This is a genomic window from Weizmannia sp. FSL K6-3076 (assembly GCF_038007245.1).
Taxonomy (GTDB): domain Bacteria; phylum Bacillota; class Bacilli; order Bacillales; family Bacillaceae_C; genus Weizmannia; species Weizmannia faecalis.
In genome coordinates this window covers 2,182,361-2,194,979 of sequence record NZ_JBBOWU010000001.1, presented here as the reverse complement: position 1 = coordinate 2,194,979, position 12,619 = coordinate 2,182,361, and the positions used below count along the sequence as shown (strand labels likewise).

The 12,619-nt window shown below is 47.8% G+C and carries 9 protein-coding genes; 7 read left to right on the top strand and 2 right to left on the bottom strand.

From position 1 onward, the window contains the following. Positions 1 to 156: 156 nt before the first annotated feature. Together pruA and NSS95_RS10435 are read left to right on the top strand one after the other, a co-directional pair. Positions 157 to 1,704: an L-glutamate gamma-semialdehyde dehydrogenase gene (pruA, locus tag NSS95_RS10440; RefSeq protein WP_014097717.1), complete on the top strand. Its 1,548-nt coding sequence runs from the start codon at positions 157 to 159 to the stop codon at positions 1,702 to 1,704. Between the two features lie 16 nt (positions 1,705 to 1,720). After that, positions 1,721 to 2,716, top strand: coding sequence for a proline dehydrogenase family protein (locus NSS95_RS10435; RefSeq protein ID WP_017554570.1), 996 nt, complete (start codon positions 1,721 to 1,723; stop codon positions 2,714 to 2,716). A 625-nt stretch (positions 2,717 to 3,341) separates the two neighbouring features. Here the strand turns inward: NSS95_RS10435 and rpsD are convergent. Further along, positions 3,342 to 3,944 carry a 30S ribosomal protein S4 gene (rpsD, locus tag NSS95_RS10430; RefSeq protein WP_013859951.1) on the bottom strand — a complete coding sequence of 201 codons (603 nt, stop codon included), beginning with the start codon at positions 3,942 to 3,944 and terminating at the stop codon, positions 3,342 to 3,344. Positions 3,945 to 4,443: 499 nt separating this feature from the next. Between rpsD and NSS95_RS10425 the strand changes: the two genes are divergently transcribed. Beyond that, positions 4,444 to 6,312 carry a sensor domain-containing diguanylate cyclase gene (locus NSS95_RS10425; RefSeq protein ID WP_026683660.1) on the top strand — a complete coding sequence of 623 codons (1,869 nt, stop codon included), beginning with the start codon at positions 4,444 to 4,446 and terminating at the stop codon, positions 6,310 to 6,312. 205 nt (positions 6,313 to 6,517) lie between these two features. Here NSS95_RS10425 and NSS95_RS10420 read toward each other — a convergent pair whose 3' ends face one another. Then, positions 6,518 to 6,997 (bottom strand): GAF domain-containing protein, encoded by a 480-nt coding sequence (locus NSS95_RS10420; protein WP_014097722.1) that lies wholly within the window; start codon positions 6,995 to 6,997, stop codon positions 6,518 to 6,520. A gap of 162 nt (positions 6,998 to 7,159) precedes the next feature. Between NSS95_RS10420 and refZ the strand changes: the two genes are divergently transcribed. The 4 genes from refZ (at position 7,160) to thiI (ending at position 12,545) form a co-directional block, all read left to right on the top strand. Then, positions 7,160 to 7,798, top strand: coding sequence for a forespore capture DNA-binding protein RefZ (refZ, locus tag NSS95_RS10415; RefSeq protein ID WP_017551288.1), 639 nt, complete (start codon positions 7,160 to 7,162; stop codon positions 7,796 to 7,798). Positions 7,799 to 8,090: 292 nt separating this feature from the next. Then, the gene (gene ezrA, locus NSS95_RS10410) at positions 8,091 to 9,791 is read left to right on the top strand and encodes a septation ring formation regulator EzrA (RefSeq protein WP_014097724.1); all 1,701 of its coding nucleotides are present in this window, start codon (positions 8,091 to 8,093) and stop codon (positions 9,789 to 9,791) included. 394 nt (positions 9,792 to 10,185) lie between these two features. Further along, positions 10,186 to 11,340: a cysteine desulfurase family protein gene (locus NSS95_RS10405; protein ID WP_017551285.1), complete on the top strand. Its 1,155-nt coding sequence runs from the start codon at positions 10,186 to 10,188 to the stop codon at positions 11,338 to 11,340. Next, positions 11,337 to 12,545 (top strand): tRNA uracil 4-sulfurtransferase ThiI, encoded by a 1,209-nt coding sequence (thiI, locus tag NSS95_RS10400; protein WP_017553368.1) that lies wholly within the window; start codon positions 11,337 to 11,339, stop codon positions 12,543 to 12,545. The genes NSS95_RS10405 and thiI overlap by 4 nt, the downstream gene beginning before the upstream one ends. Positions 12,546 to 12,619 lie beyond the last annotated feature (74 nt).

Sequence of the window (12,619 nt, the reverse complement as noted above, 5' to 3'; positions counted from 1 at the left end):
TAAAGGTATTGTACATTCGATTTACAATTGTGTAAATATATTGTACATAGAAAACGGTTTATTTTTTTGCGGATATAGGGAAACAGGGGTGTTCCGGAAGTTGGCATGATTCTTGCATGGTATTAAGCCAGAACGAGGATGAAGGAGGTTTTTTCATTGGTCTTGCCTTTTAAACATGAACCATTAACGGATTTTAACCAGCCTGAAAACGTACAGGCGTTTCAAGCGGCACTTGAAAAAGTGCGTGCGGAACTCGGGAAGGAGTACCCGCTTGTAATAAACGGAGAACGGATTTTTACAGAGGATAAGCTCGTATCCGTCAATCCTGCGAATAAAGAACAGGTTGTCGGGAAAGTTTCGAAAGCATCGAAAGAACTGGTTGACAAAGCTTTCGAAGGCGCCAATGAGGCATTTCGCAGCTGGCGGAAAATGGCACCCGAAGCGCGGGCGAATGTGCTGTTCAAAGCCGCTGCGATTGCGCGCCGCCGCAAACATGAGCTGTCGGCGTGGCTTGTGTTTGATGCCGGCAAGCCGTGGAGCCAGGCGGACGGGGATACGGCGGAAGGAATCGACTTTTTGGAATACTACGGCCGCCAGATGCTTGAGCTTGCAAAGGGGCAGGAAATGGAACAGCGTGAAAATGAGCACAACACTTATTTTTATCAGCCGATGGGGCCGGGGGTGACCATTCCGCCGTGGAATTTTGCTTTCGCCATTGTTTGCGGCACGACGGTTGCCCCGCTTGTTGCCGGGAACCCGGTTCTGCTGAAGCCTTCGGAAAGCACGCCTGTTATTGCATACAAACTCGTTGAAATTTTGGAAGAAGCGGGGGTTCCGAAAGGCGTGCTCCAGTTTGTGCCGGGCGATCCGGCAGAAATCGGCGATTACCTGGTGGATCATCCGTCTGCCCATTGGATTAACTTTACGGGTTCCAAAGCAACGGGCCTGCGCATTTATGAACGGGCTGCGAAAGTGCAGAAGGACCAGCACTTTTTAAAACGGGTCGTTGCTGAAATGGGCGGCAAAGATACGATTATTGTCGATAAAGAAGCGGATCTCGATCTCGCCGCAGATGCGATTGTCCAGTCGGCATTCGGTTTTTCCGGCCAGAAATGTTCAGCCTGCTCGCGGGCAGTCGTACATGAAGACGTATATGAAGAAGTGCTCGAAAAGGCGATCGCCCTTGCGAAAAACGTAACCGTCGGCGACCCGTCCGAAGAAAATGTGTATATGGGTGCTGTCATTAACGAAAAGCAGTTTAACAAGATTAAAAGTTATATAGAAATCGGCAAAGAAGAGGGCAAACTCGTCTTTGGCGGGGAAACGGATGGCGAAAAAGGATTTTTCGTTTACCCGGCGATTTTTAAAGATGTAAATCCAAAGGCACGGATCATGCAGGAAGAAATTTTCGGGCCGGTTGTCGCTTTTGCGAAAGGAAAAGATTTTGACGAACTGCTTGAAATTGCCAATAATACGGAATACGGGCTGACAGGCGCCGTCATTTCGAAAAACAGGGAGCATTTGGAACGCGCCCGGTACGAATTCCATGTCGGCAACCTGTATTTTAACCGGGGATGCACGGCGGCCGTTGTCGGTTACCAGCCGTTCGGCGGTTTTAAAATGTCCGGTACCGATTCGAAAGCGGGCGGCCCGGATTATTTGAAGCTGTTTATGGAAGCAAAGTCTGTATCGGAAATGTTTTAACGGGAGGAAAGGCGATATGGCAAATTTGACGAGGGATTTTTTCATCGGCCTTTCAAACAGCAGGTTTTTAAATAAAAGTGCGCAAAAATGGGGTTTTCGGTTCGGTGCTGAAAAATTTGTTGCGGGGACGGATATTGATTCCGTCACCCGGACCATCCGGGAAATGAATGCCCGCGGAATCAGCTGCACCGTTGACAATCTGGGCGAATTCGTATCGGAAAAATCGGAAGCGGCATCGGCGAAACAGCGCATCCTGCAAATGCTGGACAGGATCCATGAGGAGAACCTGGACTGCCATATCTCGGTGAAACTGACCCAGCTCGGGCTGGATATTGACCGCACGTTTTGCCTGCAAAATATGGAAGACATTTTGGCGCGTGCAGCGGAATACGGGATTTTCATCAATATTGACATGGAAGATTATACCCATTTTCATGCTACAATAGAGGTGTTGAAAACCCTGCTTGAAACGTACCAAAATGTCGGGACAGTCATCCAGGCGTATTTGCGCAACGCCGAAGCGGTTATGGATGAACTGAAGGATGTCCGGCTCAGGATTGTAAAGGGCGCTTACAAAGAAAGCGAGACAGCCGCTTTTCAGTCAAAAGCGGAAATTGACCGGAACTATGTAAAGCTTGTAAAAAAACGGCTGCTCGGCGAGGCATATACGTCCATTGCCACCCATGACCACCACATCATTCGCGAACTGGAAGCATTTATTGAAGAAAACCAAATCCCACACAGCCGGTTTGAGTTTCAGATGCTGTACGGATTTCGCCAGGAGATGCAGTATGAACTGGCGAAAAAATACCATTTCACGACGTACATGCCGTTCGGAAATGACTGGTTCGGCTATTATATGCGGCGCCTTGCCGAACGCCCGCAAAATGTGAACCTTATTGTAAAGGATGCACTGTATACAAAAGATAATAAATTGAAAAAAGAACCGCTTCTCACCGCTGCCCTGACCGCTTCGCTTTTCATGCTGTGGCGACGCAAAAGGAAGAGGTAAGAAAAAGGCCGCTCCGCAAAGCAACCGTGCCCCGGGCGGCCTTTTCTATTTCATTTTGTTGATTTGTATTTCTATCCCGGCCGCGCCGTGCCTAACCCGGCATGGGCAAGCTATCAGCAAATCGTGCCGCAACAGCGGAAACCAATGGCACAGACCCATCTCTGCTCATTTTCCCGTCCGGTTAAGGGGTCCATCCTTCTAACCGTCCCGCAATTTGTCGAATAAATGATGTGGACTTTTGGGAAATTTTTTCTATACAATGAATCTGAATATTGAAAAAGAAAAATGAACCATGAAGCCCGCCGCGGGGATTCCGAAAGCGAAAGCCGTGGTGCGCACACAAAACATTTATAGGGAGGGCTATGACCATGACACGGCCGATTTTTAAATACGTTCGTACGATATTTGTGTTGCTTCCCATTATACTTTGCTGTTCGTCTTTTGATGCCTCGGTCATCATGATTTGGTCAAGGCTGAGGGACGCTGCTTTGCTATTCTCTTTGGCGTTGGCATGGCCAGACTGTATCTCATGTTTAACTTGGTTGCCGGGATGGCTTGCTGAACAACCGGTTACCTTCAGAATATAAAAAACCCCGGAACCACAGCGGTTTCGGGGTTTTACACATTACCTTGAGTAGAACTCGACGATTAACGATTCGTTAATTTCAGCCGGCAGTTCCGAGCGTTCAGGGAGGCGGCTGTAAGTCCCTTCAAGCTTGTCTGCATCAAAAGAAAGGTAATCCGGAACGAATGTCGTTGTTTCGATCGCTTCTTTGATAACATCAAGGTTGCGGGATTTTTCGCGCACGCCGATCGTTTGCCCCGGTTCTACACGGTAAGACGGGATATCGACGCGTTTGCCGTCAACAAGAATATGCCCATGGTTTACGAGCTGGCGTGCTTGGCGGCGTGTGCGAGCCAAACCGAGACGGTAAACAAGGTTATCAAGGCGTGATTCCAAAAGAACCATGAAATTTTCACCGTGTTTCCCTTGCATTTTGCCAGCTTTCAGGAAAGTGTTGTGGAATTGGCGTTCATTTAAGCCGTACATATGGCGAAGCTTTTGTTTTTCCTGTAATTGCAAGCCATATTCAGACAATTTTCTGCGCTGATTCGGGCCGTGCTGTCCAGGTGCATAAGGACGCTTCTCCAATTCTTTTCCGGTACCGCTTAAAGAAATCCCGAGACGGCGGGACAATTTCCAGCTTGGACCTGTATAACGAGCCATGAAAGACTCCTCCTTTGTTTTTATTTTGTTGTAAAATAAAAACAGATATCATGGACACTTCTTCATGCGTATTTTGTTTTCATGTACCATCGCCCCAGCAGCAGAGGGTTACACGATACACCTTGCATTCAGGCAAGGAACAAAATACAAACACAAAGCCGTCCAATAAGGCTGCATTATTTTACACAACGTTGATTATATGTTTTCAAAGATAAAAAGTCAACAACAAATGCAAATTGGTCTGTGTTGCGACAAAAAATTTTCACATCCCGTTCGCACGGCTTCATAACAGGACTTAAGACACAATATATACAGTATATCGGTTAGGCAGACTGTACATTTATAGTTCTTTTGCATTATAATGGTATTAATTTGACCGGTTTTTAACATTTTTACGTCTCCCGTGCAGTTTTTTGTTTTAATATTCTTCATTTTCAAGGCTCGCGCTTTTTATGCGTTTTTCGCTTTTATACGGAAACAGGGTCAGGGTGATTAGGAAATGGAAAAGAAAGAAAATCATTTAATCCTATATTATAAGTCCCGTTTACTGGATTTAATGAATCTTGAGACAGCAAGTAGCCTGGATGACTGGGTGGCGGTCGTGGCAGAAGTGCTCAGCGCTGATCATATCGTGTATTATAAGCCGGACAGCGAGAACACAAAGTTTTACAAAATATGCGGCTTTTACAATCCTTTCCGGCATGACGTCGAACTTGTCGTGCCATCCGGAAAAATTAAAGCTTTAAAAACAGCCTCCCAGGTTGTCACAAATGGGAAACTGCAAAAGGATCCTTATTTAAAACAGTTTAACATTGCTTTTTTTATTCCGGAAAAAAACATGGAGGATGGCTGCCTGCTTCTTTCCATTCCAAACAGGATGTTCGGGGAGCTGTCTGACGCGGATTTGCAGGCGTTTGTCAGGGAAAGCCGGAACTTCCTGCAGCTGAAGTATGAGTTGTCTGTTGTCGAAGCCGACAGAAAGCGTTACATCGAATTATTCCAAGTGACCGGAAAATTCCATTCTTCCATGGATACGGATACGATCCTTGCAGAAATCATTTACACGCTGAAAAGGCTGTATCCGGTTTTTGAATACACCTTAATGCTGTCGGACGATTATCACCACAATCTTGATTTGCCGATCAAATCGCTGCAATATGATGCGGTCGACGAAATGGCGCTCGAATCATATGTAAACGGCCAGGTCCATCTTGCCACGGTATGGCGGACAAACGAAACGATGCTTTATGCGCCGCTAAGGGGAAAGCAGGGCGTGTACGGCGTGTTGCAGGTCATCACTTTTGCCAACTATGAATTTAACCGCAGCGATCTGGAATTTATCAGCCTGCTCGCCAATACGGCGGGAAGTGCGCTTGAGAATGCCAAGCTGTACCAGCAGTCGATGCAGTCCATTGAAGAACTCCGCCTGATCAATTCGGTTTCCCGCCAGTTAAATAAAAGCGCGAATTTAAAAGAAACCGTCGATTTTTTAATGGAGCAGATCTCCAGTTCATTTGATACCCAGGCAATCGGGTTCGTGATGATGGAGAATGGAAAAATGGACCTGCTTGAAGGCAGCAGCCCCATTTTTGAAGAAAAGGAAGGCATCCGGTATCTTGATTTTGCAAACCGTTCTTTTGCTGATACGAAAGAATCCCTGTTTATCAGCAACTTAAACCAGCGTTTTCCCGGCAGAAACTATCGCTTTTCTTCGCTGATGGCTGTCCCGATTATCCAGGAAGATGATTTAAAGGGGTTCTGCCTTGTTCTTCATGAAGCGCCTTACCATTTTTCTTTTGACAGGTTCAAACTTTTTCAGTCGCTTATTTATCAATCGGGCATGGCCTTAACCAACTCCATGCTTCGCGAGCGGCTTGAAAAAATGGTGATCACCGACCATCTTACCCAGCTGTTTGCCAAAAATTACTTGAACAGCCGGATGGAAACTTCTATCGGTGAAGATGAGCAGGGCACGCTGATTTTGCTCGATATTGACGACTTTAAAAAAGTCAATGACACATACGGCCATCAAGTCGGGGATGAAATTTTGATCCAGGTTGCAAAGCTGATCAAAGAAAACATTCGTTCAACCGATATCGGAGCAAGATGGGGCGGAGAGGAGATGGCGATTTATCTTCCCGGCGTGCCGCTTCAAACAGGGGTGCAGGTCGCCAAAAGGGTGCTTGCGGCTGTTGAGAAAAATACAAATCCTCCGGTTACCATTTCGTGCGGGGTGTCGTACTGGAATAAAGAGATGAATGAAACGGTGGAATCGCTTTTTAACAGGGCAGACGCCGGATTGTATCATGCGAAAAGCCTCGGAAAAAACCAGGTGGTCATCAGCGATATGGAAATGAAAGCCAATTAAGGGCGCACTGCAGCTGATTGCTTTTGTACAGCCGCCTTAAAAAACCCCCATTGCCTGATCCGGCAATGGGGGCATTTTTTATCCATTCGGTTATGGTTTTAATATCTGCTTCAGGCCGCTTAATCCTTGCTGCCTGCCAAGTTCGTCCGGCCTTTGGGACTCGGCATGCTTTTATCTCCTTATTTATCAACCTGCGAAACCGGCCTTACAGCACTTTTTCCAGCGCTGCGGCAAAAGCTGCCAGTCCCGCTTCATCTTCTGCATCAAATCGATTTTTTTCCGGGCTGTCGATATCCAAAACGCCGATCACTTCACCGTTTTTCATCAGCGGGACGACAATTTCGGATTGGGAAGCGGCGTCACAGGCAATATGGCCCGAAAACTGCTGCACATCGGCGACCCGGAGCACCCGTTTTTCTTTCCAGGCTGTCCCGCACACCCCTTTTCCATACGGAAGCCGTACACAAGCTGGCAAACCTTGGAACGGCCCGAGGACGAGTTCATCCCCGCTTGCGAAATAAAACCCGACCCAGTTCACCCGGTCAAGAAACTGGTTTAACAGCGCTGCAGCATTGCTTAAATTGGCAATTTTATCCGGTTCGTCTTCTGTGAGCGCGATCAGCTGTTTTACGACAAGATCATACTTTTCTTTCTTCGTTCCCTGGGGATTTTCTGCATGAAACATCGCCATCATCCTTACATCAGCAAATTTTTTAAAAACGGGGCGGGATTTTGTCGGAAAGTTTTTAAAGGAACCCCGGCCCGGCATATGGAATAGTACGGAATAGAATATTTTTAACACAAAAGGGGAAGCCCGGCAAGCAAAAAAGAGGAAAGGGTGGAACAAATGGACGGAAACAGCAGTGAAACAAAAGAAAAAATATTTAATACGGCGATTGCTTTATTTCATACGAAGGGCTATAAAGGAACAACAATCAGGGCGATTGCGGCTTCCGCAAAAGTCAATTCGGCCAATATTTCCTATTACTTTAACGGCAAACAGGGGCTATTGGAAGCGTGTTTTATCCGCTTTTTTGAACCGTATATTGCCTGCCTTGAAGAAGAAGTGCAAAATCTTTCGGAGGATGGATTAAAACGGGCGGCCTTCCGCATCCTGCACTTTCAAAGCGAAAACCACCTGCTGTCCAGATTTGTATGGCGGGAAGTCACCATTGATTCGCAAATTGTCCGCGAAATTTTGTCCACTTACTTCATGAAAGAGCGTTATTTATTAAAAAAGCTCGTCAAAGCCTGGTGCGGTCCCGGAATCCAGGCGGGCAAACTGAACTTTCTCATGATCCAGCTGAAAAGCATGCTGTCGATGCCGTATTTAAACAGCCAGTATATCCGCGAAGTATGGGGCATGCAGCCGGAAGAGCCGTATTTTGCCGAAAAATACGGCAAATCGGTTGCCGAATGGCTGGACAGCATCCGGCAAAACGCGGGGGCGCAGCCGGAACCGCTGCTGCTTGAAACCGCTTTTTAATGGCCGGAGCGGGCTGGCTGTTTTTAAAATGCCGGCAGCTTTCCGAAAAAGCCCGCCGACGTGCAAAAAATAAGCGCCGGCTTTTTTTATTGTGGGTACGGAAAAAACCTTCCCCAAAATGAATCGAAAAATCTCGAATTTCATAGTCAAATATTGTCATTACATGGTATCATAGAATAAAAATAAACATACATGCCTGTGGGTATCGGGAAGGATTGTTCCGGTATTCATACATACATAATGAGCGGATATTAAGGTTTGATTTGTGGACGAACGGGAGGCTTTCAAGTTTATGATGTATGGCATCATTGGCGCTATTCTTTTATTGCTGGTTTTATTGACTTGCGGTTTTTTTATCAGGAGGCAGTTTTACAAAGAGATTGACAAGCTTGAAGCATGGAAAATTGAAATCATGAACCGGCCTGTCACCGATGAGCTGGGAAAAGTCAAACGGCTCAATATGGGCGGGGAGGCGGAAAGTTTATTTGAAGGCTGGCGCAAAGACTGGGAGGACCTTTTAAACGAGGAACTGCCGGCAGTGGAAGATAAGCTCTTTGAAATCGAGGAGCACACTGACAAATACCGTTTCAAAAAGGCGAAGGCCGTACAGGCGGAAGCAGAGGCGATTCTTCAAACTGCGGAACAAAAAATAAAAGATATACTGGACGGCGTCAATGAACTGATGGATGCCGAGAAAGAATCCCGGAAAGAAGTGGAAGAACTCGGGAAAATCTTCAAAGACTTGAAGAAACAGCTTCTGACACGGCGCCATACATTCGGAAAAGCCATTAAAAGCCTCGACCTGAGAGTGGACAGCCTGGCGGAGAAATTTGTCCGTTACCATGAATTGACGGAAGCCGGGAACTATTTGGAGGCAAAGAAATTAGCCGATGAACTGAAAACTGAAACAGAAACATTGCAGGAGGATGCCGGAAAAATTCCGGATTTGCTGGCGGAAACGGAATCGCTTTTGCCGATGCAGTTTGCTGAATTGAAAGAGGGCTACAAAGAAATGGCTGCACAAGGCTTTGCGCTCGATCACCTGCAGTTTGATGAAGAAATGAAGGAGCTTACAGAAAAGCTATCGGCTTACCGGAAACAACTTGAACAGGCTGACACAGCGGATGTCGAGGAAGGCATCCGGGAAATCAAGGAAAGAATAGAAACGATTTACGATGTTTTAGAAAAAGAAGCGTACGCAAAAAACTATGTGCTCAAGCATTTCCGCGAAGTGAAGGATATGCTGGATGAAGTACGGGAAGAAAACAAGCGCCTCACAACAGAAACAGAATCCGTGCAAAAGACATACCAACTGCATGAGGAAAACATGGCCGTTCCTGCTGAACTCGATAAACAGTTGGAGAAACTGGCCGCGCGTTTGGCGGTCCTTGAAGTAAAAATTCCCGAAAACGAAACGATTTATACCGTGTTAAGCGAACAGCTCAAAGAAATGGAAGGGCAGATTGAAAAACTGCAGGATGACCAGAAGACGTTTAACGAATTTCTGCAGAACCTGCGGAAGGAAGAAATGGAGGCACGCGCGAAGATCGCGGGATTGAAGCGGAAAATCCAGGATATGCGCCGCCTTGTCGAAAGAAGCAATATCCCCGGGCTGCCGGACTCGTACCGCAGCCTGTATGAAGCGGCCTGGAACGCGATTCGTGATACTGCCGACAGCCTCCATGCCACGCCGCTAAACATGGAGAGGGTCAACCACCATCTGCTGGAGGCGGAACAGGCAGTCGGAAACTTTGAAAAAAGCACGAAAGCTTTATTGGAAAATGTTCAGCTTGCTGAAAAAGTGATTCAATACGGCAACCGTTACCGTGCTAAATATAAGAAAGTGGCGGACGGGCTGGAGCGCGCAGAAGTAGCTTTCCGGCGCTATGATTATGAGAAGGCGCTTGAAGAAGCCGCAACGACAGTGGAAGCGGTGGAGCCCGGCGCATTGAAAAAAATTGAAAAAATGCTGGAAACTGAAGAATTACTTTGAAGCAAACGGAAAAAATACGGAGCGCTCCCCGTTTTTTTCGTTTGCTTTTTTCTGCGCCTTTCAGCCGGCAGGCAGGCCTTTCATGCGGCTGATGCCAAACAGATGCACTCGCTTTTTGGCGCCTGGTTCTTTAACCTGGTAAACAGGCACGGGTGAAGACCTTTGAGCCTTAAGCAACTCATTTTCTGTCTGAACGGGTACAACACGCACGGTCGCAGGGCCATTTCCGCCCCATCCTGGAGATTAAAGACCAGTGCCGCGAAAGAAGCGGCGCGGAGACCGGGATGGGCGGCGCATAACGGGAGTATATCGGTTGTAGGTTCGGTATCCGGCATGGTATATTAGGCAATGATGCAGGTTTGGATCCAATTTTATGCCAACAGAGGGTGTTCAAATGATTTACTTTGACAACAGTGCCACAACGAGGCCTTATCCGGAAGTGCTGGATGCTTTTGTGAAAACATCGGAAAACTATTTTGCAAATCCCTCTTCCCTGCATAGCCTCGGCGCGCGTACAGAGAAACTTCTCACGCAGGCAAGACGGCAAATTGCGAGTCTTCTCGGCGCAGACGAGAACGAAATTTTTTTCACATCCGGCGGCACGGAAGGCAATAATCTGGCGATTAAAGGGACAGCCCTCGAGTACCGTTCAAGGGGGCGCCATATCATTACGACGGCTGTTGAACATGCATCTGTTTTTGAAACATGCCGGCAGCTGGAAGAATGGGGCTTTCGCGTCACGTATTTGCCGGTTGACAGGAGCGGAAGAATCAAGCTGGACGATTTAAAACAGGCCATCACGGATGAAACGATTCTTGTTTCCGTGATGCATGTGAATAACGAAGTAGGAACAGTGCAGCCGGTGGAAGAAATCGGGCAGCTTCTCAAAACTTACCCGAAAATCCTGTTTCATACAGACGATGTCCAGGGCTGCGGAAAAGTTCCGCTTTCCCTGCATGATGCCGGCATCGATCTTTGTACGGTTTCCGCGCATAAATGCCATGGCTTAAAGGGAACCGGGATATTATATAAACGGGCAAATCTCCGCCTGTCACCGCTTTTAACCGGCGGGCACCAGGAGAGGGGCTTGCGCAGCGGCACCGAAAATACAGGCGGAATCGTTGCAGCCGGAAAAGCGCTCCGCCTGGTCCATGAAAAATTTGAAGCCGGGGCGGCAGAAAGAACGTCCCGCATCCGGGATGCCCTGATCGAAAAGCTTCAGGAGATGCCTGCTGTGACAGTCCATACCAATCCGGCTGTTTCAGCGCCGCACATCCTGAACTTTTCCGTCCGCGGCATCCGCGGCGAAGTGCTCGTGCATGCGCTTGAAGAGGAAGGCATTTATATTTCCACAACAAGCGCCTGCTCTTCAAAAACGCGGGAACTGAGCCGCACGCTCCTTGCCATGGGGGTTTCCAAAGACGAAGCCGAATGGGCGGTGCGCGTGAGCCTTTCTTATGAAAATACAATGGAGGAAGCGGAACGTTTTATCCGCATATTAAGGCAAACAATCACAAATTTACAACAAGTGTTGGGGAGAAATCAATGAACTATGACCGCATTTTAATCCGTTATGGGGAACTTTCGACAAAAGGGCATAACCGCCAGTTTTTTATCCGGCATTTAAAAGACAATGTCAAAAAAGCGCTCAGGCCTTTTGGCGGCATTGAAGTCCAGGCGCTGTACGACCGCATGTACGTGCTCTTGCATGGCGCAGACGGCGGGCAAGTCATCGATATTTTAAAATCAATCTTCGGGATCCAGTCATTCAGTCCGGCCGTCCGCACCCGGAAACAGCTCGAAGACATCGAGCAGGCGGGGCTCGAACTCGTCCGGCAAAACTTTGCGAAAGGCAAAACCTTCAAAGTGTCGGCCCGCCGCGGCGATAAAACATTTGAATACGATTCGAATGATTTGAACCATCTCGTCGGCGGCTATATTTTAAAGCAGCTGGACGGCATTCAAGTCAATGTAAAACAGCCGGATATCGAGCTGCTTGTGGATGTCCGGAAAAACGGCGTCTATTTGTCCACTGAAGTGATAAAAGGATCCGGCGGGCTTCCTGTCGGTGCGTCTGGCAAAGCGATGCTCATGCTTTCGGGCGGTATTGACAGCCCGGTTGCAGGATACCTCGCGATGAAACGCGGCGTGAAAGTGGAAGCGGTCCATTTCCACAGCCCGCCGTTTACAAGCCCGCGTGCAAAGCAAAAAGCGCTTGACCTTGCGCAAAAAATTTCCGCCTACAGCGGCTCCATGAAAGTGCATATTGTCCCCTTTACAAAAATCCAGGAGACGATCCATAAAGGGGTTCCGGAAGGCTATTCGATGACCGTGCAAAGAAGGGTAATGCTTGAGATTACCGACCGGCTCCGTAAAATCCATAACGGGCTTGCGATTGTAACCGGCGAAAGCCTCGGCCAGGTTGCCAGCCAGACGCTCGACAGCATGGTTGCAATCAATGACGTAACAACGACACCGGTGTTGCGGCCGCTTGTTTCAATGGATAAGCTGGACATTATTGATATTGCCCAAAAAATCGGCACTTACGACATCTCAAGCCTTCCGTATGAAGACTGCTGCACGATTTTCACGCCGCCTTCGCCGAAAACGCGGCCGAAACTCGAGCTTGCGCGTCTTTACGAAAGCCGCCTCGAACTGGAACCATTGATTGAAGAAGCGGTGCAAAATACGGAGGACGTCTTTATTACACCAAATGAAACGGCGCAGGAAGAAGACTTTTCCGGGCTGTTATAAAATCCAGTAACTGGCAGCACCGCCAATAAACTTACAACATGATGCCATGTGTTTATGCGCAATCTATACTCACA

Coding starts and splice junctions, on each gene's coding strand:
- thiI (WP_017553368.1), top strand. CDS start 11,337: ATGAACTATGACCGCATTTTAATCCGTTATGGGGAACTTTCGACAAAA.
- NSS95_RS10425 (WP_026683660.1), top strand. CDS start 4,444: ATGGAAAAGAAAGAAAATCATTTAATCCTATATTATAAGTCCCGTTTA.
- NSS95_RS10420 (WP_014097722.1), bottom strand. CDS start 6,997: ATGTTTCATGCAGAAAATCCCCAGGGAACGAAGAAAGAAAAGTATGAT.
- NSS95_RS10405 (WP_017551285.1), top strand. CDS start 10,186: ATGATTTACTTTGACAACAGTGCCACAACGAGGCCTTATCCGGAAGTG.
- NSS95_RS10435 (WP_017554570.1), top strand. CDS start 1,721: ATGGCAAATTTGACGAGGGATTTTTTCATCGGCCTTTCAAACAGCAGG.
- ezrA (WP_014097724.1), top strand. CDS start 8,091: ATGATGTATGGCATCATTGGCGCTATTCTTTTATTGCTGGTTTTATTG.
- refZ (WP_017551288.1), top strand. CDS start 7,160: ATGGACGGAAACAGCAGTGAAACAAAAGAAAAAATATTTAATACGGCG.
- rpsD (WP_013859951.1), bottom strand. CDS start 3,944: ATGGCTCGTTATACAGGTCCAAGCTGGAAATTGTCCCGCCGTCTCGGG.